The 22,066-nt window shown below is 41.8% G+C and carries 21 protein-coding genes and 1 riboswitch; of the genes, 13 read left to right on the top strand and 8 right to left on the bottom strand.

The window, feature by feature from the left end; all coding sequences use genetic code 11:
* Positions 1 to 253: 253 nt before the first annotated feature.
* Positions 254 to 2,161, top strand: coding sequence for a beta-glucoside-specific PTS transporter subunit IIABC (locus NST01_RS18465; RefSeq protein WP_035702588.1), 1,908 nt, complete (start codon positions 254 to 256; stop codon positions 2,159 to 2,161).
* Entirely contained in the window at positions 2,133 to 3,551 is a 1,419-nt protein-coding gene (locus NST01_RS18460) for a glycoside hydrolase family 1 protein (RefSeq protein WP_146271010.1), read from the top strand. Before NST01_RS18465 ends, NST01_RS18460 begins: the two co-directional genes overlap by 29 nt.
* Before the next feature lie 54 nt (positions 3,552 to 3,605).
* On the opposite strand, the gene NST01_RS18455 is transcribed toward NST01_RS18460, so the two are convergent.
* From NST01_RS18455 to NST01_RS18435, 5 genes are all read right to left on the bottom strand, one after another.
* Complete coding sequence (locus NST01_RS18455; protein WP_341042374.1) at positions 3,606 to 4,730, bottom strand: 5-methyltetrahydropteroyltriglutamate--homocysteine S-methyltransferase; 1,125 nt, start codon at positions 4,728 to 4,730, stop codon at positions 3,606 to 3,608.
* A gap of 87 nt (positions 4,731 to 4,817) precedes the next feature.
* A riboswitch (SAM riboswitch) is annotated at positions 4,818 to 4,930 on the bottom strand.
* A gap of 81 nt (positions 4,931 to 5,011) precedes the next feature.
* A complete protein-coding gene (locus NST01_RS18450) occupies positions 5,012 to 6,331 on the bottom strand; it encodes a gluconate:H+ symporter (RefSeq protein WP_008345676.1) in 1,320 nt (439 codons plus the stop codon).
* A 50-nt stretch (positions 6,332 to 6,381) separates the two neighbouring features.
* The gene (locus tag NST01_RS18445; protein ID WP_017358656.1) at positions 6,382 to 7,803 is read right to left on the bottom strand and encodes a four-carbon acid sugar kinase family protein; all 1,422 of its coding nucleotides are present in this window, start codon (positions 7,801 to 7,803) and stop codon (positions 6,382 to 6,384) included.
* Between the two features lie 6 nt (positions 7,804 to 7,809).
* Positions 7,810 to 8,703: a 2-hydroxy-3-oxopropionate reductase gene (gene garR, locus NST01_RS18440; RefSeq protein ID WP_017358657.1), complete on the bottom strand. Its 894-nt coding sequence runs from the start codon at positions 8,701 to 8,703 to the stop codon at positions 7,810 to 7,812.
* A gap of 200 nt (positions 8,704 to 8,903) precedes the next feature.
* Positions 8,904 to 9,761 (bottom strand): MurR/RpiR family transcriptional regulator, encoded by an 858-nt coding sequence (locus NST01_RS18435; RefSeq protein ID WP_017358658.1) that lies wholly within the window; start codon positions 9,759 to 9,761, stop codon positions 8,904 to 8,906.
* Positions 9,762 to 9,922: 161 nt separating this feature from the next.
* Here NST01_RS18435 and NST01_RS18430 point away from each other — a divergent pair, with 161 nt between their 5' ends.
* Positions 9,923 to 10,600: a DUF3298 and DUF4163 domain-containing protein gene (locus tag NST01_RS18430; RefSeq protein WP_341042371.1), complete on the top strand. Its 678-nt coding sequence runs from the start codon at positions 9,923 to 9,925 to the stop codon at positions 10,598 to 10,600.
* A 79-nt stretch (positions 10,601 to 10,679) separates the two neighbouring features.
* Here the strand turns inward: NST01_RS18430 and NST01_RS18425 are convergent, their stop codons facing one another.
* Together NST01_RS18425 and pepT are read right to left on the bottom strand one after the other, a co-directional pair.
* Positions 10,680 to 10,859 (bottom strand): hypothetical protein, encoded by a 180-nt coding sequence (locus tag NST01_RS18425; protein ID WP_008345664.1) that lies wholly within the window; start codon positions 10,857 to 10,859, stop codon positions 10,680 to 10,682.
* Between the two features lie 288 nt (positions 10,860 to 11,147).
* Positions 11,148 to 12,380 carry a peptidase T gene (gene pepT, locus NST01_RS18420; RefSeq protein ID WP_046344783.1) on the bottom strand — a complete coding sequence of 411 codons (1,233 nt, stop codon included), beginning with the start codon at positions 12,378 to 12,380 and terminating at the stop codon, positions 11,148 to 11,150.
* A 226-nt stretch (positions 12,381 to 12,606) separates the two neighbouring features.
* Between pepT and NST01_RS18415 the strand changes: the two genes are divergently transcribed.
* From NST01_RS18415 to NST01_RS18395, 5 genes are all read left to right on the top strand, one after another.
* Positions 12,607 to 12,930, top strand: a complete 324-nt coding sequence (locus NST01_RS18415) for a WXG100 family type VII secretion target (protein ID WP_058213448.1) — start codon at positions 12,607 to 12,609, stop codon at positions 12,928 to 12,930.
* Positions 12,931 to 12,934: 4 nt separating this feature from the next.
* Entirely contained in the window at positions 12,935 to 14,131 is a 1,197-nt protein-coding gene (locus tag NST01_RS18410; protein ID WP_017358662.1) for a DUF6861 domain-containing protein, read from the top strand.
* 12 nt (positions 14,132 to 14,143) lie between these two features.
* Positions 14,144 to 14,902 (top strand): hypothetical protein, encoded by a 759-nt coding sequence (locus NST01_RS18405; protein WP_282833270.1) that lies wholly within the window; start codon positions 14,144 to 14,146, stop codon positions 14,900 to 14,902.
* Positions 14,903 to 14,923: 21 nt separating this feature from the next.
* Complete coding sequence (locus NST01_RS18400; RefSeq protein ID WP_341042364.1) at positions 14,924 to 15,451, top strand: YfjD family protein; 528 nt, start codon at positions 14,924 to 14,926, stop codon at positions 15,449 to 15,451.
* Positions 15,452 to 15,547: 96 nt separating this feature from the next.
* Positions 15,548 to 16,003 carry a helix-turn-helix domain-containing protein gene (locus tag NST01_RS18395; RefSeq protein ID WP_017368337.1) on the top strand — a complete coding sequence of 152 codons (456 nt, stop codon included), beginning with the start codon at positions 15,548 to 15,550 and terminating at the stop codon, positions 16,001 to 16,003.
* Between the two features lie 253 nt (positions 16,004 to 16,256).
* Here the strand turns inward: NST01_RS18395 and NST01_RS18390 are convergent, their stop codons facing one another.
* Positions 16,257 to 16,604, bottom strand: coding sequence for a helix-turn-helix domain-containing protein (locus tag NST01_RS18390; protein WP_017368336.1), 348 nt, complete (start codon positions 16,602 to 16,604; stop codon positions 16,257 to 16,259).
* Positions 16,605 to 16,810: 206 nt separating this feature from the next.
* Between NST01_RS18390 and NST01_RS18385 the strand changes: the two genes are divergently transcribed.
* The 5 genes from NST01_RS18385 (at position 16,811) to NST01_RS18365 (ending at position 21,825) form a co-directional block, all read left to right on the top strand.
* Complete coding sequence (locus NST01_RS18385; RefSeq protein WP_017358664.1) at positions 16,811 to 17,800, top strand: asparaginase; 990 nt, start codon at positions 16,811 to 16,813, stop codon at positions 17,798 to 17,800.
* A 28-nt stretch (positions 17,801 to 17,828) separates the two neighbouring features.
* Positions 17,829 to 19,250 (top strand): aspartate ammonia-lyase, encoded by a 1,422-nt coding sequence (gene aspA, locus NST01_RS18380; protein ID WP_048001178.1) that lies wholly within the window; start codon positions 17,829 to 17,831, stop codon positions 19,248 to 19,250.
* A gap of 143 nt (positions 19,251 to 19,393) precedes the next feature.
* Positions 19,394 to 20,800 (top strand): Na+/H+ antiporter NhaC, encoded by a 1,407-nt coding sequence (nhaC, locus tag NST01_RS18375; protein ID WP_017358666.1) that lies wholly within the window; start codon positions 19,394 to 19,396, stop codon positions 20,798 to 20,800.
* A gap of 295 nt (positions 20,801 to 21,095) precedes the next feature.
* Positions 21,096 to 21,521 carry a YwqH-like family protein gene (locus tag NST01_RS18370; protein ID WP_017358667.1) on the top strand — a complete coding sequence of 142 codons (426 nt, stop codon included), beginning with the start codon at positions 21,096 to 21,098 and terminating at the stop codon, positions 21,519 to 21,521.
* A 37-nt stretch (positions 21,522 to 21,558) separates the two neighbouring features.
* Positions 21,559 to 21,825: a YwqI/YxiC family protein gene (locus NST01_RS18365; protein ID WP_008345634.1), complete on the top strand. Its 267-nt coding sequence runs from the start codon at positions 21,559 to 21,561 to the stop codon at positions 21,823 to 21,825.
* Positions 21,826 to 22,066 lie beyond the last annotated feature (241 nt).

The raw sequence follows: 22,066 nt of genomic DNA, 5'->3' as shown, positions 1-22,066 counted from the left end.
TTTTAGGATTGTTACTGGTCAAGCAGGCAAAACCTAAATCATTGTCCCTATCTTTGATAAGGCATGATTTAGGTTTTTTTGTATCTAAAGGCTTATAAAATTGAATAACGATCAATCGCTATGAAGGATTGTTACTGGTTAAGCAGGCAAAACCTAAATATCGATTAATGTCTGAATCGCTATTTTTCGGGCATTAATGGATGTTTAGGTTTTTTCTATATCAAGATGAAATCAACGATTGGAGGGTAACACAATGAACCACAAACAAACAGCAAAAGAAGTTCTAGAGCTTGTCGGCGGTGAAAAGAATGTAAAGCAAGTCACGCATTGTATGACAAGACTTCGCTTCAATTTATACGATGAAGGCAAAGCGGATAAGGAGAAGCTGCAATCAACAGATGGCGTCATGGGCGTGAATCAAAGCGGCGGTCAATACCATGTCATTATTGGCAACGACGTATCAAACGTCTATCAAGCAATGATTGCTGATTCTGGGTTATCAACAGATGTAAAGTCAGGCGATTCAGAAGAAGCATCAAAACAAAATGTGATTTCAAAGCTTTTCGATTTTATCTCTGGTGTCTTCACACCGATTCTTCCAGCCATCGCTGGAGCTGGTATGATCAAAGGAATCTTGGCATTAATGCTGACGTTCCAATGGATCTCAGATAAAAGCAGCACATATGCGATTTTAACAGCTATCGGAGACGGAGCCTTTTACTTCTTACCGATTCTGCTCGCTGTAAGCGTCGCCAAAAAAATTGGCACAAATCAGTATATCGCCGCTGCCATTGCAGCAGCCGCACTGCACCCGCAGCTCACCGCTTTACTAGGTGCAGGAAATACAGAATTTCTAGGCTTGCCAGTGGTTGCCGTTGTGTACTCTTCATCGGTGATTCCAATTCTACTCACTATCTGGCTCGGCTCATATGTGGAAAGATTCGCAGAAAAATATAGTCCGAAATCACTAAAAATCATTCTTGTTCCAACAGTTACACTTCTTGTCGTGGTACCAGTTATGCTTATCGCGGTTGGACCGCTTGGTGGGATTATCGGAAATGGCCTTTCAGGTGGAATTGATTTATTGTTCAAACATGCAGGTATTTTGGCCGGACTCTTAATCGGTGGATTTATGTCACCATTGATCATTACGGGCATGCACTATGCACTACTTCCAATCATGATCAACAACATTACATTAAACGGTTTTGACTTCATTCTTCCAATGATGTTTGTAGCGAATATGGCACAAGCAGGCGCAGCATTCGGTGTCTTCTTAAGATCAAAAAACAAAACATTCAAATCATTGGCGATGTCTACAAGTATCACTGCATTAATGGGTATTACTGAACCTGCTATGTATGGTGTGAACATGCGATTGAAAAAACCGTTCCTTGCAGCCCTCATTGGTGCAGCAGCAGGCGGCGTGTTCATGTCTATCTTCAAAGTAAAGTCATATGTGATATCAGGATCAGCAGGTCTTCCAGGTCTCCCAACGTTCATTGGACCGACATTTGTGTACTCCATCATTGGATTAGTGATCGGCTTTGTTGTAGCAACCATCATGACACTTGTTCTAGGGTTCAAAGATGTACCAGTGAAAGATGATACAAAAGCAGACAAACCAGAAGAAAAGAAAGACACAGTAGCGCTTCAAAATGAAGTGGTACAAAGCCCGCTTGAAGGTCAACTAAAGCCGCTCAATCAAGTAAATGATGCAACATTCTCTAATGAAATCATGGGTAAAGGAACAGCCATTGTCCCAACAGTTGGACGTGTAGTAGCCCCGTTCAACGGCAAGGTTGAAACCATTTTCCAAACGAAACATGCCATTGGTTTAAAGAGTGATCAAGGCACAGAGCTTCTCATCCATGTGGGGATTGATACAGTAAAACTTGGCGGTAAAAATTTCACAAGTCATGTGCAGTCAGGTGATCTCGTTCAAGCAGGAGATCTGCTAGTTGAATTTGATATCGAGGGCATTCAGCAAGAAGGCTATGATGTAACAACGCCAATTATCGTCACCAACACAAATGATTATGCACAAGTTAATGCGAAAACAGATGGGGCGATTACAGTAAAAGAGACATTGCTTACAGTCAGTGTAGAAGAAAATGAGGAGGGCATTCAACATGACCAATTTAGAAAAAACATTTCCTAAAGGTTTCTTATGGGGCGGCGCAGTAGCCGCCAACCAAATTGAAGGTGCTTATAACAAAGATGGAAAAGGCTTATCGACAGCGGATGTATCACCACACGGTATTATGCACCCATTCGATGAATCAATGAAAGACCTTAACTTATATCATGATGCGATCGACTTCTATCATCGCTACAAAGAAGATATTGCCCTGTTTGCAGAAATGGGATTCAAGTGCTTCAGACTATCCATTTCTTGGCCACGTATTTTCCCAAATGGCGACGATGCGGAACCGAATGAAGCGGGCCTCGCTTTCTATGAAAAAGTATTTGATGAACTGCATAAGCATGGAATTGAGCCAGTTGTCACGATCTCTCACTATGAAATGCCACTTGCACTTGTGAAAAACTACGGCGGATGGAGAAACCGTAAGCTTGTGGGTCTTTATGAAACATACGCTAAAACATTATTCACTCGCTTTAAAGATAAAGTGAAATATTGGATGACCTTCAATGAAATTAACGTCGTCTTACATGCTCCTTTCACAGGGGGCGGCCTTGTATTTGAAGAAGGCGAAGACGAGAAGAGCATTCAATATCAAGCAGCGCATCACCAATTTGTTGCAAGTGCTCTAGCTGTTAAAGCAGGACACGAAATCATTCCTGATGCGAAAATCGGTTGTATGATTGCAGCGATGACAACTTATCCGTACAGCTCAAGACCAGAAGATATGTTTGCTGCGATTGAACAAGATCGTAAAACATTGTTCTTCTCAGATGTACAGGCAAGAGGTTATTACCCTGGATACATGAAACGTTATTTCCTGGAAAATAACATCAACATTGAGTTCCAAGACGGTGACGAAGACATTCTAAGAAACCATACAGTCGACTATATTGGCTTCAGCTATTATATGAGTTTTGTGACAAGTACAGATCCAGAGGTTCTTGGACAAGTTACTGGTGGCAACCTATTTGAAGGCGTGAAAAACCCTTATCTAGAAGCAAGTGATTGGGGCTGGCAAATTGATCCAAAAGGACTTCGTACAACACTAAACCAACTATATGACCGCTACCAAAAACCATTGTTTATCGTAGAAAATGGATTGGGTGCTGTGGATCAAGTAGAAGAAGACGGCTCCATTCAAGACGATTACCGAATTGATTACCTCAGAAGCCATTTGCTTGAGGCAAGAGAAGCGATCGCAGACGGCGTTGATCTGATCGGCTATACAAGCTGGGGCCCAATTGACCTTGTCAGCGCATCAACAGCTGAAATGAAAAAACGCTACGGCTTCATTTATGTCGACCGTGATAACGAAGGAAAAGGTACATTAGATAGAAAGAAAAAGAAAAGCTTTGATTGGTATAAACAAGTGATTGCGACAAATGGAAAGCATTTAGACGCATAAAAAAGAGAGACAAACCGCTGATCAAACGGTTTGTCTCTTTTTATTGTCAGTGGACTATGATGTCCACACTTGATCCGCAATCTCAATCACATGACGCAGCTTTTCCCATTGCTGTTCTTCTGTTAACAAATTGCCTTCCTCTGTTGAGGCGAATCCGCATTGTGGGCTCAAACAGATTTGGTTGATGTCCACATATTGAGCCGCTTCCTCGATTCGTCTTTTGATCTGATCGACGGGTTCAAGTTCTCCGTACTTTGAAGTGACAAGACCTAGTACGATTTGAAGGTTTGGATTTTTCACATAACGCAGGGGTTCAAATCCGCCAGAACGGTCATCGTCGAATTCTAAGAAGAGACCATCCAAATCGAGACCCGCAAAAATCGTTTCTGCCGCTGCCTCGTAACCACCTTCGGCTGCCCACGTCGATTTAAAGTTCCCACGGCAAATGTGCATAGTGATCACCAAATCCTCTGGTCGATCGGCAACCGCTTCATTGATTGTTTTCGCAAACGATTCACGCAGTTCATCTTCCTCGCGGCCAAAAGCTTTGATTTGTTCATGTCCTTTTTCAGAAAAGAACACAGCCCAAGCTGTATCATCTAGCTGTAAGTAACGGCAGCCTGCATCATAAAAAGCACGGATGGCTTTTTTATAAGCTTGTGCCACGTCATGGTGAAAATCATCTAAGCTGTCGTACACACCTTCTTCAAGCTTTCCACGGAAAAAGAGCATATTCGGACTTGGAATCGTCATTTTAGCCGTATGATCACCCGCGATGCTGTGAAGGAAGCGATAATCCTCCAGCATTGGATGATCAGTAAAATCTATCTTACCTGTTACTTTGATGCCTCTCGCTTTTGTCGTCGTATTGTGGAATTGAATGCCTTGGTCTGCTTCAAATCCTTCGACCCCATCAAGCCCTTCTAGAAAGTCAAAATGCCACCATGCACGTCTGAATTCTCCATCTGTGACAACCTCTAATCCAATTTCCTTTTGCTTCTCTACAATACGAGTGATTTCTTCGTTTTCAATTTGTCTGAGCTGTTCTGCTGTCAGTGTACCGTCTGCTTTTTTCTTGCGGGCTTCTTTGATGCGTTCAGAACGAAGTAAACTCCCTACTTGATCTGCACGAAATGGCGGCTTTGTTGTTTTCTTACCAATGGTTTGTACTTGTGTCATGCTGAATCCCTTCTTTCTTCAGGTTATAAATCAAATAAAAAAGCTCTTCCTTGGATAAGGAAGAGCATCATATACTGTGAGATCTCTGCCTTATCTTCAAACAAGCATCAGCTTGCTTAAGGAATTAGCACCATTCTGTTCCTAGGAACAGCGGTTGCCGGGTTTCACAGGGCCAGTCCCTCCACCACTCTTAATAAGGTTACCTTTGATTCAATTTTCTTAATAAACACAATTATTCAATCTTTTCGAGAAAAAGTCAATGGTTTTTCCTATTTATTTTCCTACATAAACAAATCAGCGACGAGAACACCGGCTAATCCAACAAGTGATAGAACAGTCACCATCAATGTCCAAGTTTTAAAAGTTTGAGCCATCGACAGATTAAAGTATTCTTTGTAAATCCAGAAACCCGCATCATTCACATGAGAGAATGTAATACTGCCGGCACCTGTTGCAATCACCATTAATTCTGGGCTGACTCCCGTCAAACCAATCAGCGGTGCAGAAATGCCAGCTGCTGTGAGACCCGCGACAGTTGCTGACCCTAAAGAGACACGAAGGACAGCTGCAATCAGCCAAGTGAGGAGCAGAGGAGACAGTGTGCTTCCTTGCATAATCCCTGCAATGTATTGATCAACACCGCTGTCAATGAGCACCTGTTTAAAGGCGCCGCCGCCTGCAATGATCAATAGAATCATCGCAATGGAGCCAATTGAATCTGTAATCGACTTCATGACGTCCTGCATGCTCTTTCCTCTGCCAAGACCAAATGTGTAGATGGCAAGCAGCACAGAGATTAATAGGGCAATCGCCGGCTCACCTAAAAACTCAGCCGCCGGTAGCAGCGGGGAGGACGGGAAGAAAATTTCTAAACATGCTCTGAATGTCATGAGCAATACAGGTAAAATAGCGGTGAAAATACTAATGCCGAAGCTTGGCATTTCCTCTTCTGTAAATTCCTTTGGATTAAACAAGTCCTTTGGAATGTGTGCATGCAGTTGGTCTTTCTTAAATAGTTTCGTAAACAGAAGTCCGCCTACTAAAACAGCAGGAATGGCTAAAATAATTCCAACCAATAAGGTTTGTCCCATGTTGGCTTGAAATACATTGGCAATGGCTGTCGGCCCTGGGTGAGGAGGGAGGAAGCCATGTGTTGTAATGAGTGCAGCGACGAGCGGCATTCCCACATACAACACAGGAAGTCTTGCGGCTTGAGCAATGGTAAAGACTAATGGAATAAGAATAATGAATCCGGTTTCATAAAATAGAGCAATTCCGATAACAAATCCAGTCAGCATCGTCGCCCATTGGATTTTCCCGATACCAAAGCGGTCGATGAGTGTCATGGCAATACGCTGAGCACCGCCAGAATCAGCCATCAATTTACCAAGCATCGCTCCAAAGCCAAGAACCAACGCCAGATGGCCGAGTGTACTTCCAAGCCCTTTTTCGACTGAAGCAATCGCTTCAAGTGGTGACATGCCTTCTAAAACGGCAACGATTAAAGAGACAATAATCAACGAAATGAAAGCGTTTAACTTAAAGACAACCATGAGTAAAAGTAATAACAAAACGCCAAGTCCGATAAAAACTAACGACATGATCTTTCCTCCTTTGTGCTGCATAAGGGAGCGTGAACGCCCCCTCTGCTTTATCCTTCAAGTATGTCTACTGCTTCTTTTAACGTATCCTTTGAGCCAACATTTCCCGGGAAAATCACATAAGACATAAATGGGAATTTGCTTTCTTCTCCTGTTTGCCAAACGGGAATACCTGGTTTGATTTGACCTGCGACGGTCGCACGTTTGACGCTGAGTCCTCTTGTTCCAATATCGCTTGAGGTGATTCCACCTTTGGCAATGAGGTACTTAGGGCGAATGGAGAGGCGCTGGACAATGCTTGTCACCGCATCACTAATCTGAACAGAGAGTTTCAATTCTTCCTCTCGGCGATTGTCTCCAAGATCAAGCCGTTCTCTCCTTGTATAAACAGCAACCGATTGTCCGGTTGTTAAAAGCCTTTCAGTTTGTTGAATCACGCGGTCAATTTCCTCTTGAAATGCTTCAGGTTCTAACACGAGGTGTGTATCAAATTCAATAAATGCAATGTCTTTATTTTGCTGCAGCGCTCGCAATTGTTCGGTTGTTTTTTTGACATGGGAACCGACCATGATGAGGCCACCGTGCGTGCTTTCTTCCTGTATTAAGTCTTGTCTAGTTAATAGTGCTTGATCCTCAACACCGCCAAGCACTTTTGTGAGAGCTGCCGCACTTCTAAATAGAAAGTGCTGACCTGCTTTGATGGCATCTATGAGGGCAACGACAAAGACTTTGACATCGTCATAGTCCACTGCATTCACAACCACCTTTTGAAAATCTTTCACGGTCATCAGCTGATCCTTGATTTGTTCAATACGTAAAGCCCGGATATCTTCTAAAGAAATATAAGTAGTGTTTTCCTTAGTGAACGATCCGTTTGATTTCTCTTCGATCCATTCTCCGAGGTGAGAAGATTGAAATCCGAATGTACGATCCAATGCAAATTCTGTGTCACCAGCAGGAATTAATTCGTGACCTTCCTGTACGTAGTGAATATTGCCAATCGTAAAGCGGCCGCCTTCTTTAAAAAAGGGAAGAAGAATTTCGCCGTCAAATTGGCGGGAGCTTTGCTGTTCAATGGTCGTTCTGAGAATTTCAGTCTCCAGTGGGAAATGTCCACGCAGGGTGGAATCCCCCCGGCTGACAATGATGAAATCTTGATCAAGCTGTTCAGCCGTTTTCACAATCGTTGATGCGATCGTTTCATGAAGAACCGCCGTTTCTTTCTCTGTCATACTGCGAGAGTTGGTTAAGATAAAGAACATACGGCTGTCTTCAAGAAAACCAGCCTCAATGCTTTTCTCTGACCAATCGGTGAAAACAGAGACGCCGTGTACCGTTTGAATGCCTGTTGGGTCATCGTCTAATACAATCACTTTATGGTGAAAATGGTTTAGTGCTTGTTCGTATGCTGATTGAATGCGGGCTGAATCCGCTTTCGGAATGGCATTTAGTAACTCAATGCTTTGTTTCATAGAACCTCATCCTTTCTTCACTTCAACATGAGCCATTTTTTCGTAATATTGAACGATTCCGCCGTGATCAAGTCCAGACTTTCCGTCCGCTTTGAGGGCGTGGAAGATTTCCAGCAGCTGACTAGAAAGCGGGAGAGGAACGCCGATATCGTGGGCAGTTTCCATGACATTGGTTAAATCCTTTAAGTTGATGTCAATACGTCCGCCAGGCTCAAAGTTTCGTTCTAAAATGAGAGGAACCTTCGCATCGAGTACAGCACTTCCTGCCAGTCCACCTCGGATGGCTTCATACATTTTATCAATCGCAATGCCAGACTTAGCGGCAAGGACGAGTGCCTCGGACATGGCAGCGATATTTAAGTTGACGATGATTTGATTCGCAAGCTTTGCGGTTGTCCCGCTTCCATTTGAACCAACTAATACGACATCTGTGCCCATGGCATAGAGGACATCCTTTACTTGTTCAAAGATCTCTTTTTCTCCGCCCGCCATAATCGCAAGTGTCCCGTCTATCGCCTTTGGCTCTCCGCCACTGACAGGAGCATCGATAAATTCGACCTGATGCTGTTTTGCCAGTGCCGCTAATGCTCTAGAAGTAACAGGTGAAATAGAGCTCATATCTATAATGATCGTGCCAGGTTTTGCTGTAGCCAATATGCCTTGTTCACCTGCTACGACTGCTTCTACATGCTCACCTTTTGGAAGCATCGTGATGATGATATCGCTTTCAGATGCTGCCTCAGCAGCTGATGCAGCGGCATTTGCGCCCACTTCTTTTAATGCTAGAACAGCTTCTGTATGAATATCGAAAACAGTCACAGTATGACCGGCTTTTAATAGATTGAGTGCCATAGGTTTCCCCATAATGCCTAATCCAATGAATCCAATTTGTTTTGCCATTTTGTCCGCCTCCTATTTAGAAACCCCTTACAAAAAGCGCTTTCTTTTCTTTTTGTTAGTATATATACTATCGATTTAAATTAATAGTAGGAAATAAACTATTGTTCATTTAATGTACATGACGAAATAGGAATGTGTCAACGGAAAATATGAGAAAAGTCACAAAAAAAAGACCGGAAACAGCTCCGGTCTATGGTCGATTATGTTTTATTTTTAGCTACAGCTAATCGAGATCGTTTGACGTTGTCGATTGCATTTGATCCTAATTCTAAAACAGCTGTGACGTACAAAACATCAATAATCACAAGCTGATTAATACGAGAAATCATTGAGTCAGAACGATAGGTTGTTTCTCTCGATGAACTGAGCAGATGAAAGTCGGATTTCTTGGCGAGCTCTGATTTCGGATAGCTCGTAATCGAGGCGACCGTTGCACCTTTTTCCTTTGCAAATTGCACGGCATCAAGGATTTCTCTACTTTCCCCTGAATGTGAGATCGCGACGATAAAATCATGTTCCGTTGCATGTGTTGCAATCATATTCATCATATGAGGATCACTGCATAGACTCACTTCAAAGCCAAGCTGGAGAAACTTATGATAGGCATCTCCGGCAATAAAACTGGAGGCACCTGCTCCAAAGAAGACTGTTTTATGTGCCTGTTTCATTTGCTCAATAAATTGTGTCACAGCTTGGTCTTCTAAAATATGTTTCATATCCTGAATAGAGTTGGTTGTTAACTCTATGACCTTATGTTTAATATCTACGACACTATCAGATGCTTCGATCTCACCGTATATGGATTGAGGTGTATTGGTCGCAATATCCTGCGCGACATGGACACGAAACACTTGATAGGACTCATAGCCAATTTTTCGCAGAAAACGAAAGATCGTCGTTTCACTTGTGTTGCATTCAGCAGCGAGTGCACTAATCGAATGAAGCACAACTTTCTGAGGGTTTTGTAAAATGTAATTGGCAATCTTTTTCTGGGTAGGGGACAAACTATGAAATGTTGTCCGGATATGACTAAAAATATTCTCTTCTATGATAAACACCACACTTCATCTAACATTCTATCTTAAGCATACAGGAACTTATGAAAACGGTAAACAAACCTCACATGAAAAATAAAGAATAATATGGAAGAAAACACTTCTTTTGGTTCTTTTGTCATGGTATACTCAATTGGTAATAGACAAAAATGGGGGTTTTTACTATGACAATGAAAAAAGGCCTAACGATCAGCCTGCTCATTTTTTCGCTGATTGTTTCATTGTTTGCGCCAGTTGGATCTGCGGATGCCAAACAAGTGAAAAAAGCAAAAGTAAGTACACACTATTATAAAAAGAAAAAAACGTTTAAATATGCACAGGTGAAAAACCTTAGTAAAGCGCATATGAAAACCATCAATCGTGATTTAAAAGATGATATTGCATTCTCTTATTCTACGTACTTGTTCTTAAAGGAGGAAGCGAAAAAAGAAGGCATTGGGAAGATCACATACGAGAGATCGTTTAAAACGAAATTTAACAATGGGAAGAAACTAAGTATCCTAAACTATGATTACATGAATGACGGTAGCATGCACGGGGATACGATGGTTACAAGCATGAACTATGTGTTAACAAAGAAAAAAACAAAGCAACTGTACTTTACAGATGTGGTAAAAAAAAAGAAAAAGCGTACAAAAGTAAGAGATTATATCTATAACTACACAAAGAAGCATAAAAATAAATTCTATGCGAATCTGAAAAAAAGCGATATTCAAATCGGCTACGACACGCAGTACTACTTCACGAAAAAGGGAATCGCTGTTGTCTTCCAGCCATATGAAATTTCACCGTACTATGTAGGAATTCCTATGATTCAAGTACCTGCGAAGGTGTATAAATAAACAAGAGAAACGGCCATGAATTTGGTCGTTTTTTTATACATAAAAAGAGCCCCTGGTGATGAGGCTCTTCTTTTTACATTTATACTTGTTTGGGTGCATCGTTTAGTGGGTGACGGCGTTTGCCGTTGTAGTGGCGGCGCATACGAAAGATTTCAAACTCCGAAAGCTCTGCGCTTTTTCGTTTTTGGGTGCGGTTATCTTTTTTGAAAGAGAATAGTAAGTAGCAGCAAAGTGAAGCGATAATCAATAAAATCATCATATGACATTCCTCCAATTCATCCTATTCTTTAAGTGTAGACAGGGTGAGTGATGTTTATAACTGAAAATAGTGAGCAAATAGCGTTTAGTTCTAAAGGTTTATTCTGGCTGCTTTTTTAGGTCTAAAATACTGGTTGTTTTTAACTATTATATTTCCAGTTATTTCACTCGTCAAGAAGAATTTTTCTGGGGTTGTCTCTATTAGTACGATTAAGTGTCATAAAAGTTTCAGAAAATTGTAAACTTTTATTAAAAAACCGTTCCCGAACAGGAACGGTTGTAAACATGTTTATGCTTTTTCTTCAAATAAACGTGCAATTTCCACGATCACTTCTGATGCTTTCAGCATGTTCTCTACAGAGATGAATTCATATTTACCGTGGAAGTTTTCCCCGCCAGTAAAGATGTTTGGCGTTGGAAGTCCTTTATATGAAAGCTGTGAGCCATCTGTACCGCCGCGGATTGGTTCAATGATAGGTGTCACTGAGCGGTTTTCCATGGCTTCATGAGCGATGTCTACGATATGTTTAACTGGCTCAATTTTTTCTCTCATATTGTAATATTGATCCTGAATGCTAAGGGTGATGCTGTTTTCGCCATATACCGCTTTTAAGTCGTTTGCGATTTTTTCAAACAGTGCTTTGCGCTTGTTGAATTTCTCTTTATCAAAATCACGAATAATATATTGCAGCTCTGCTTCTTCTACTTCTCCTACAAACCTCGTGAGGTGGAAAAAGCCTTCGTATCCTTCTGTGTATTCTGGAGATTCATCTGAAGGAAGTTTGTTGTGAAAGAGCATGCCGATCTTTGCAGCACTGACCATTTTGTCTTTTGCTGTGCCTGGATGGACGTTGTTTCCTTTAATTGATACTTTTGCACCTGCGGCGTTGAAGCTTTCATATTGAAGCTCTCCTAGCGGGCCACCGTCAATCGTATAAGCATAGGAAGCGCCAAAGGCATCAACATCGAATTTGTGAGGTCCTCTGCCGATCTCTTCATCTGGTGTGAAGGCGACACGAATTTTTCCATGCTTGATTTCTGGATGCTCAATCAGGTAATGCATGGCGGTCATAATTTCTGCGATACCAGCTTTGTTATCTGCACCGAGCAGGGTCGTGCCATCAGTCGTGATGAGCGTATGTCCTTGGTATTTTTGTAAATTTGGAAACTGTGCTGGAGATAATACGATATGTAGATCTTCGTTTAACGTGATGTCCCCGCCTTGATAGTTCTCATGAATCTGCGGTTTCACGTTCTTGCCAGTGAAGTCAGTGGCTGTGTCGATATGAGCCAGGAAGCCAATGGTTGGCACTTCTTTGTCTGTGTTAGATGGGATCGTGCCCATGACATAACCGTTTTCATCCATTGTCACTTCTTGAATGCCGATGGATTTCATCTCTTCAACTAGCTGCCTTGCTAAGTTAAGCTGTCCTTCAGTGGATGGGCAGCTCTCTATGTCTGCATCAGACTGTGTATCCACTTTTACATAACTTGTGAATCGCTGGATCATTTCCTCTTTCATCAATACGTCACTCCTTTTGTAGAATATGTTCATTTTATCATGTCTTGAATGCGCTTCATAACAAGAAAGGCTTTCTCTGACAATTAGAGAGGAAAAAGACCTACTTTTATTTTGTGATGTGCTGAATGGTTCTTTAGGGTGATTTTTTTGGGTGTCTTTTTATTTATAATGAGGACATATAAAATCATCCATTTGTACGTTAATTTGGGAGAAAGGGGTGCGAAAGTTGGATTCTAGTCAAACACTTGCACTCGCTCAAAAGTTCCAAGAAGCCGCTGATGGCATTCGGCAGTCGAAGCAGCTGCTTGAGAATCGGCTGAAGGCAGTTGGATCAGGCTGGCAAGGGGAAGCAAGAGATAAATTTAATCAAAGCTTTGAGGAAACAGCGGTACGCTATGATCAATTTGAAAAGGACTTGCTTGAAACAAGTCAGGAACTGCGGGATGCTGCTGTCAAAATCGAGGAACGTAAAGCTGAAATCGCCAGAATGGAAGAGCTTGAGCGAAAAAGGCGAGAAGAACGGAGAGAAAGAAATCGAGAAGGGAGATGATGTGATGGCGCGTGACATTGTAGTAGATCCAGATCAGCTGACAGGGCTGGCGAATGATTTTGTAGGAGAGCTTTCGGCCATCGAAACAAAGCACCACGATTTACATAGTGAACTGGATGGCCTCATCCTAGGCTGTGATCCCCGTTATCGAAGCTGTTTTTCTGGAGTAGGAGATGCATGGGGTTCTGGACAAGCCTTAATGAGCAAATTGAGCAGTGACGACATTGCCATTCGTCATGCAACGGATAAAATGGTCGAAGCTGATGATATTTTAAGGAAAATGTACAGTCTGTATGATCAATATGGTACACTCACGAGCCTAGCTGGTATTGTGATGATGCAGGCAAAATACTATGGACTTGGCATGACGACTTTTATTAAAGAAAATGGCCGATATGCTGCGCAGCATTCAAAGCTCCTTCTTGATGTGACCGGACGGGTAGAAGGTACGAGATTTGACCGGTTGGCAAGGATTTGGCTGAGCAAAAAAGAATTATTAAAACGATCGAATTGGTCGATGGCTGACCTGGTCCATAAGAAATTTACAAAATTTTATCCTAGCGATACAGTGGCGTTCACGAACAGTGTACGTGATTTCACAAAAGGAAGTATCAATTGGAAGGACACAGCTGGCATCAAGTCTGTTCTGAAAAATGGTGCAAGATTTGCGAAAGGAAATGCTATCATTGCAACGGTCGTCACAGGTGCAACAGAAACGGTTGGCTGCGGTCTGAAAATTGCGGAGAACTATGCGGAATTTGGGGATCAGCCAGAAGTTCTCAAGCGTGAAAATGCAAAGGCTGTTGGAAATGCAGTGAATAATACGGTCTTTATTGCAGGCGGATCTGTTGCAGGTGCCGTTGTGGGCGGCGCTCTTGGAAGCTTTGCAGGACCGATTGGAACAGTGGTTGGCGGTGCGATAGGATCAGCAGTAGGTGGCTTTATTGGTGAAAAAGTCGCCAAGCTTACTTCTGGTTTTGCAGAACAGGTCGCAGTGAAATTAAAAGACCCAATTCATGCGGTTGTCGATAAAGGAAAAAAAGCATTTGAACTGGCAGGTCAAGGTGTTAAAGCAGTCAATGACACCATTGATCAAGCAAATCAGGTGATACATAAAGGAATAGAAAAAACAAAAGAAACCGCAGATTCGCTGTTGAAAGGTGCAGGTGATTTCTTGAAGGGCGCATTTTCTTTTGGATAAGGAGAGATCAAGTTGGATCAGCTAAGTCTAAGTATCGAGGAACTCATCTTTAGTTTTTACAGTGAAGGCTATTTTGAGCAAGGGATGTCTTTAAAGGAAGCCTATTATCCAGATGTAGAGGATGAACGTCTTGGATTTTTATTTGAAATTGCATGTCGCTCTTTGCTGGCAAAAGACGTGCTGGAATTTCGAAATAGACAATACCGTTATAAAGAAAAATACCGGCATTTCATTCAAGCCATGAACGATGCATCACATACCGTGAAAGCTTCAAGGTTTGGTGCATTAGATGAAGAGGTCAGTACGTCCTTTCATACGACTCAGGCAGGTGTGTATTCACACCATACGCTTTATGATCAACAAGTGCATCAGATTCACAAACTAAAAGACGATCAGCAGACTGTGGAGCAAGTGACAACCTTTTTGAACATACACATGAGTGAACACCTCACACCAGTCATCAATTTGCAGGCAGAAGAATTTGAACTGCTGTTAGAACAAGCCAGTCAAGGGAATGATGATTGGCCTTCTTTTCTAGATAAAGCAGAGAACCAAGAGCTTGTGAGGGCATTTGTTTCTGATGTAAGGGTCAGAAAAGGAAAAATGGATTCTTTGATGAAGGTCACTTATGATAAAAATAATACGCCGGATGTAGAGTCTATGATATTTGTTATTCCGGGGCAGAAGCATTCTTGGCTAGTGTCGGGCATGAAGGAAAATGAATTTCGGATAGAGACGGCTCATAGGGACGGATTACGTTCTATATTCTAATGGAGAAAAGGAGAATGGCGCTTGAATCCAAGTGAAGTAATAGAAGTGAGGAGCAGACCCTTTCTAAGAGTATGGGCATTCTTAGCAACGGGCGGGTTTGGCATCATCGGTATTTGGTTATTTTCAGAAGCTCTTACATTTGAATCGAATTATACGTTGTTTTTATTTTTAGGCGGATTATTAGGCATTGTCTATGGGTGGATCTCTTTTTTGATGATTCTTCCGGCTTTTACGAAGAAGGGAAATGTGATTTTTCGCATTCAGCGTGGAGAGAATGGCGCTGTTTTATACCGGCAACAAACAATCCCTTTTCAAGACATACAATCTATTGATATGCGCAGGCATCGTTACAGTATTAGGGGATTTCTGTTCATGGATGTGCTCATTCGTAAAATAGATGGGAAATTGATCAAGATTCCGGCGTACAGTATTTTAGATGAAGAAGTATTTGAGCAAACGGTGAAACAAGACATTTATCCATATTTACATGAGAACGCCCAAGAGAATTGGAAACAGCAGCATGGTCATGGTGAAAAGCAGAATCAATAGATGTTTTTGCCATCATTCCATGAGGTGAGACGCCACTTTTTTTAAGAAATCGTGTAAGATGTCAGTAAAGACTGAACAATCAAGAGGTGATGAGAGATGGACAAAGAAATGGTAATTGACCTCGTCACAGAACAAATGGCACGAATTCGAAAAGAAAAAGACTATACACAGGACCGCATGGCTGAGGTGCTTGGGCTATCCAAACGGCATTTGCAGCAGGTAGAAAAGAATCGTCTTCGCCTCAACTGGACGCAATCTGCGGCCGTATGTGCATTATTCAGGGATAGTGACATTTTAAAAGGGACACTTGGGGATGATCCGCTTGAGATTTTGGAAGTCGTCGCCCACGATGAATTGCATTTATCTGTTGAACGTACGATTGGCGGAAAGGTTTGGTGGCGGACGTCTGTGAAAAAAGGTACGTTTCGTCTCCAGCAAAATGTACTAAGCCAGCATTACCGCATCTTAGATGATGAGAATTATCGCTATTATAGTTCCTTTAATAAAGAAGAAGCGAAGCGGCGGTTAGAGGAATTAAGTGAGCTGTCGTAAGCAGAAAAAGAGAGGTCCCTCTATGACAGGGACCTCTCAGCGTGTAGACAAACCCTCGCATTCGGTGTCAGTCCTGCGCTTCGGTGCTCACGAATGTCAAATTCGCTCCGCGCCGATGCTCGTCCTTCCTAGACTGCAAAGGTTTTCTATCACGCTGAAAAGAAGACAAAGGGCTAAAATAAAGTTCATTTTAGCCCTTTGTCAACAATCTGAGAGGTACCTCTATGACAGGGACCTCTCTTTTTTGTGTTGTTTATACTTTCAGAGTGTTTTTCGCCCGAATAAAGGCAACAAGCTGTTTAATTTCTTCATCTGTTAGTGGAACGCCGTCTACATGGATGGTTCCTTCTTTTGCTTCCGTCAGCTCAATTTTGATATCAGAGATTTTGCGTTGTATCTCTGGCTCGTCCGTTCTACCAAGTAAAAAATCAATGGACGTATCATACAAATCAGCCAGCAGTTTCACTGCTTCAAGCGAAGGTCGTCGGTACCCAGATTCGTAACCGGCATAGGTGCTTTTGGCGATACCTAGGCGATCTGCCGTATGCTGGAGAGACCATTTTTTCTTTTTTCTAAGGGTGGTTAAACGATCGAGTATCATACATGAACGCTCCTTTATATACAACAACAGTATATCATATTTTGACAAAGAGTGTACGCGTTATGCGTAATAATTTCTTGATTAATTCGCGTTATGTGACTATAATGGCAATGAAGGTACGCGTAAAGCGTATATTATAGAATAGCACAAGCTGGCTTATAATATGTGTGACAAACGAAGTAATTTTATTGAAAGAGGTGGACCTGTTGAAGAAATTATTGCTTTTAACCACTGGTGGGACGATTGCATCTGTAGAAAGTGAAAATGGTTTAGCTCCAGGTGTTAAAGCTGAGGACCTTTTAAGCTATTTAAACGAAATTAATGCAGACTACACAATGGACACAAAGTCCCTAATGAGTATAGATAGTACCAATATGCAGCCTGAATACTGGGTTGATATCGCAACAGCCATTTATGAAAATTATGATCAATATGACGGATTTGTCGTCACGCATGGTACGGACACAATGGCCTATACATCAGCAGCACTATCGTATATGCTGCAAAATCCTGATAAGCCAATTGTCATTACAGGGTCACAAATTCCAATTACGTTTAAGAAAACAGATGCGAAGAAAAACATTACAGATGCGATTCGTTTTGCATGTGACGGTGTTGGCGGCGTATACGTCGTGTTTGATGGCAGAGTCATTCAAGGAACTCGCGCAATCAAACTAAGAACGAAAAGCTACGATGCATTTGAAAGTATTAACTACCCATATATTGCATCGATTGAAAATCATCAAATTGAATACAATAGCAAAGTAAAAAGATCATCAATGAAACCGCTTAAATTAGATGCATCCTTGAACACAGACGTTTGTTTATTAAAATTGCATCCAGGACTGAAGCCTGAGTTTTTAGATTCAATCAAAGGGTTGTACAAAGGGGTCGTTATTGAAAGCTACGGCAGCGGCGGAATTCCTTTCGAAGGAAGAAATCTTTTAGAAAAAATCAACGAATTGCTGGAAGAAGGCATTTCTGTTGTGATCACCACTCAGTGTCTCGAAGAAGGAGAAGACATGAGTGTGTATGAAGTAGGACGTAAAATCAATCAAGAACTGGTTGCTCGTTCAAGAAACATGAACACAGAAGCCATCGTGCCAAAGCTCATGTGGGCATTAGGTAAAACAACAGATCCACGAGAAGTGAAAAAGATTATGGAAACGCCAATCGCAGAAGATTTAGTGATTTAACTATTCTATAGAAAGCAGGTCATACGAGATGGTTCAAGCAACTTATCGTTACGAGAAGGATTTTCTAGGTGAAAAAGAAATTCCCGCAGACGTGTATTATGGTGTTCAAACGCTTCGTGCAAAAGAGAATTTCCCAATTACAGGATATCGCATGCATGAAGAACTCATTCGAGCATTTGCCATTGTCAAAAAAGCAGCAGCTCAAGCCAATATGGAAGTCGGACGTTTATATGAAGGAATTGGAAATGCGATCGTTCAAGCTTCAGATGAAGTGATTGAAGGCAAATTCCATGAATATTTCATCGTAGACCCGATTCAAGGCGGCGCAGGAACGTCTATGAATATGAATGCCAATGAGGTCATTGGAAACAGAGCCCTCGAGATCATGGGACATCAAAAAGGTGATTACCTTCATTTAAGTCCAAACACACATGTGAACATGTCACAATCGACAAATGATTCGTTCCCAACGGCGATCCATATTGCAGTGCTCAAGCAGTTAGACATTTTACTTGAGACGATGCAGGCCATGCATGACGTATTTCAAAAGAAAGCAAAAGAATTCGATCATGTCATCAAAATGGGGCGTACTCATTTACAAGACGCTGTTCCGATCCGTTTAGGACAAGAGTTTGAAGCATACAGCCGTGTGCTCAGTCGTGATATTAAACGAATCAACCAATCAAAACAGCATTTATATGAAGTGAATATGGGTGCGACCGCTGTTGGAACAGGCCTCAATGCAGATCCTCGCTACATCGAAATCGTAGTGAAAAAGCTTGCTGATATTTCTGGACTGCCATTAGTAGGCGCAGAGCACCTCGTCGATGCGACGCAAAATACAGATGCATACACAGAAGTATCTGCTGCCTTAAAAGTATGCATGATGAACATGTCTAAAATTGCGAATGACCTTCGCTTAATGGCATCTGGGCCACGTGCAGGTCTTGCTGAGATTGCATTGCCAGCCCGTCAGCCGGGATCATCCATTATGCCTGGGAAAGTCAATCCAGTCATGGCAGAGCTCATTAACCAAATCGCATTCCAGGTCATTGGGAACGACCACACCATCTGTCTTGCTTCTGAAGCAGGCCAGCTTGAGTTAAATGTGATGGAGCCTGTTCTGGTCTTTAACTTGCTTCAATCTATTAGTATAATGAATAACGGATTCCGCTCATTCACAGATCACTGTTTAGCGGACATCGAAGCAAATGAAAAACGTTTGAAAGAATATGTCGAAAAAAGTGCAGGTGTCATTACTGCGGTAAACCCTCACTTAGGCTATGAAGCCGCGGCTAGAATCGCAAGGGAAGCCATTTTAACAGGACAATCAATCAGAGATCTTTGCCTGCAAAATGATGTGTTAACAGAAGAAGAACTTGATATTATTTTGAATCCTTACGAGATGACAAAGCCTGGCATTGCGGGTGCAGAGCTCCTAGAGCGATAATAATATCAAAAATTTTATTTTATTAATATGTGGAATTGCCTGTGAAATAGAGAAAAACAGGCAATTCACTTTCTTTCGAATTGACACACTTTTTTCACAATATTTTGAAAACGCTTAACGCACGCACAAAGGGAGGAAACAAAATGAAAACACCACGTCTACCGTCTATTTTAGAAGTCGTGTCTGTACTTGGCTTATTTTTAGCAATTGTTTTATCATTCACTCTTTACTTCAAACTAGATATTCAGCTAGCATTGTTCATCTCATGGTTTATGGTTATTGCTTTAGGAATTCGTTTAGGGCATTCGTACAAAGACCTTCAAAATGCGATCACAAAAGGGATATCAAATGGATTAGAGGCTGTTTTAATCTTAATTGCAGTAGGTGCACTTGTTGGTACATGGATTGCTGGCGGTGTTGTACCCACGTTAATTTATTACGGACTGGAATTTATTCATCCTAATATCTTCTTATTAGCTACACTGATTATCTGTTCTATTATGTCTGTTGCTACTGGTACGTCTTGGGGTACAGTTGGAACGGCAGGTATTGCGATGATTGCGATTGGTGAAGGATTGGGTATCCCATTACCGATCGTAGCTGGGGCTGTTTTATCTGGCGCTTATTTTGGTGATAAATTATCTCCTCTATCTGATAGTACTGTGCTCGCTTCCTCTCTTTCAAAAGTGGACGTGCTGGCGCATGTAAGAGCCATGATGGTTTTATCCATACCGGCCTTTGTTATTACGGCTATTATGTTTACAATTACTGGATTTATGTATGGTGGAAGAAATATTGATCAAGATAAAGTAGAGTTTTTGAAACAAGCATTGCAGGATACATTCACGATTAATATTTGGATGATCATTCCGGCAGTCATTGTTGTCCTATTACTTGTATTGAAAAAACCGTCAATGCCTGTTATCGCAATTGGTGCACTGCTTGGGGCAGTCTGGGCGATGGCATTCCAAGGGATGAACCCAGCTGATGCGCTTGGTACAGCTTATAACGGCTTCTCTATTAATTCAGATGTAGATTTCTTAAATACACTGTTGAACCGTGGCGGTATTGTCAATATGTTAGGATCTCTAGTGGTCATTATTCTTGGACTTGGTTTTGGTGGAGTTCTTGAATACTTAGGCGTGTTAAAAGTGATCGTCGCAACATTCGAGAAAAAATTGCACAATGCAGGAAATGTGACACTGTCTACACTTGTAGTAGCATTCTTTGCGAATATCTTTGGTTGTGCAATGTATGTCTCATTAATTCTTACACCAAAAATCATGGAAAAAAGCTATGACAAATTAAAATTAGACAGACGTGTGTTATCTAGAAACTCTGAGGTTGGTGGAACACTTACGTCTGGTATGGTTCCATGGTCAGATAACGGAATTTACATGGCAGGGATTCTAGGCGTCTCGACATTCTCTTATTTACCATTTATGTGGCTGAGCTTTGTTGCCATTGGTCTTGCCATCATCTACGGATATACAGGGAAATTCATTTGGTACGTGAAAAATCAACAAGACTCAGAAGAATCGGCATCATAAGCCACTGCAAAAGCCGCCCCTCCCCCGGGCGGCTTTTGTTTGTCCTAGGACCGTAAGACTATGTGTGTTTCCAGAAGGGTGGTTGTGTATTTTGACCCCCTATAAAAGAGGGCTTAAGGTGTGGTGTGAAGCAGATTGAAAGCATATTTATACCATAAAAAGGGCACAAATCCCTATTCAAACATGAGTCTTTGAACCTTATAATAACAATATTGGAAAAAGTGCGATTCACCATTACGCTCGTTTAGAGGGACTCTAAGCAGCGTTTTTATTTTTGACAGGAGGAGGAACCCATATGAGCTTATCGGATATGCTGTCTGCCCTTAACGGTGGCATTTCAAATAAAAAGGCAGAGATCGAAGAGAAAATTGCTCGACTCAAAAAGGCAAAAAGTAAGATTGAACGTGAACAAGATGCCGCAGAAACAGACCTAAAACAAATCAAGCAGCCAAAGCTTGGGGCCTCTTGGAAAGGGGAGCGGAGCCAAGATTTCAAATCAGAACGAAATGAAGCGCATGATGCGCTGCAAACGATCGTAAGCGATAAATATCCACGCTACGTGAGCCGAATCGAATTCAAAATCAGTACACTAGAAGCAGAGCAGGCTGCCTTATCCTTTGCCAGCTCTTTAGCTGGAGATGCCGCACGTTTGGCTGAAAAAGGAGAAGACGCAGTAGAAGACGCAAAACGCTTGATCTCAAAAGCATGGAGCAGCTTGTAAGCGAGCTTCATGCTGAACCAATCTGGAGGATATCATAATGGGACAAATTAAGTTAAACTACCAAACAGTGATGGATAAACTAGATGAAGTCTCCCAAGCAGTTGAAGCTTTAACAATGAAAAAAGCAGCAGATAAAGCTGGTGAAAACAGCCTTGAATTTGTAACCAAATGGACGGCACGTGAAGCAGAGGTGGGCGAAATGGTCTCAAGCTTTAAAGAAGCCTTAATCAAAAACGTTCAGGATACACGCTCAAATGTGAAGACGCTAAAAGAACAGGATGAAGCGATTGCGGCAAAATCATAAGCCCCAATCGTTTTATTGATAGCGTAGCTGAGTACGATGTAAAATATAGTCGTAAAGACTCATATATAATTCGGGATTTATGACCTTAGATTATTCCGTTTTTCTTCCAAACACCATGTTAAAAGGACACCTTTTCCCTATTTAAGCCTAAGGCTTTTCACCTTATACTATACTTAATGAAAGCGAACGATAGAAATGTCAGGACTGGAAAAAGCAGATGATCTGCCCGGTTTCAAAAACG

It is taken from the genome of Bacillus sp. FSL R7-0166, assembly GCF_038008935.1.
GTDB classification, from domain to species: domain Bacteria; phylum Bacillota; class Bacilli; order Bacillales; family Bacillaceae; genus Bacillus; species Bacillus altitudinis.
Note: the sequence above shows the minus strand (reverse complement) of the source record. Positions and strands in the feature narration are given on the sequence as shown.

Excerpts from the sequence above, each read along its gene's own strand:
- NST01_RS18465 (WP_035702588.1), top strand. The coding sequence starts at position 254 with ATGAACCACAAACAAACAGCAAAAGAAGTTCTAGAGCTTGTCGGCGGT.
- NST01_RS18460 (WP_146271010.1), top strand. The coding sequence starts at position 2,133 with ATGACCAATTTAGAAAAAACATTTCCTAAAGGTTTCTTATGGGGCGGC.
- NST01_RS18455 (WP_341042374.1), bottom strand. The coding sequence starts at position 4,730 with ATGACACAAGTACAAACCATTGGTAAGAAAACAACAAAGCCGCCATTT.
- NST01_RS18450 (WP_008345676.1), bottom strand. The coding sequence starts at position 6,331 with ATGTCGTTAGTTTTTATCGGACTTGGCGTTTTGTTATTACTTTTACTC.
- NST01_RS18445 (WP_017358656.1), bottom strand. The coding sequence starts at position 7,803 with ATGAAACAAAGCATTGAGTTACTAAATGCCATTCCGAAAGCGGATTCA.
- garR (WP_017358657.1), bottom strand. The coding sequence starts at position 8,703 with ATGGCAAAACAAATTGGATTCATTGGATTAGGCATTATGGGGAAACCT.
- NST01_RS18430 (WP_341042371.1), top strand. The coding sequence starts at position 9,923 with ATGACAATGAAAAAAGGCCTAACGATCAGCCTGCTCATTTTTTCGCTG.
- NST01_RS18425 (WP_008345664.1), bottom strand. The coding sequence starts at position 10,859 with ATGATGATTTTATTGATTATCGCTTCACTTTGCTGCTACTTACTATTC.
- pepT (WP_046344783.1), bottom strand. The coding sequence starts at position 12,380 with ATGAAAGAGGAAATGATCCAGCGATTCACAAGTTATGTAAAAGTGGAT.
- NST01_RS18410 (WP_017358662.1), top strand. The coding sequence starts at position 12,935 with ATGGCGCGTGACATTGTAGTAGATCCAGATCAGCTGACAGGGCTGGCG.
- NST01_RS18395 (WP_017368337.1), top strand. The coding sequence starts at position 15,548 with ATGGACAAAGAAATGGTAATTGACCTCGTCACAGAACAAATGGCACGA.
- NST01_RS18390 (WP_017368336.1), bottom strand. The coding sequence starts at position 16,604 with ATGATACTCGATCGTTTAACCACCCTTAGAAAAAAGAAAAAATGGTCT.
- aspA (WP_048001178.1), top strand. The coding sequence starts at position 17,829 with ATGGTTCAAGCAACTTATCGTTACGAGAAGGATTTTCTAGGTGAAAAA.
- nhaC (WP_017358666.1), top strand. The coding sequence starts at position 19,394 with ATGAAAACACCACGTCTACCGTCTATTTTAGAAGTCGTGTCTGTACTT.
- NST01_RS18370 (WP_017358667.1), top strand. The coding sequence starts at position 21,096 with ATGAGCTTATCGGATATGCTGTCTGCCCTTAACGGTGGCATTTCAAAT.
- NST01_RS18365 (WP_008345634.1), top strand. The coding sequence starts at position 21,559 with ATGGGACAAATTAAGTTAAACTACCAAACAGTGATGGATAAACTAGAT.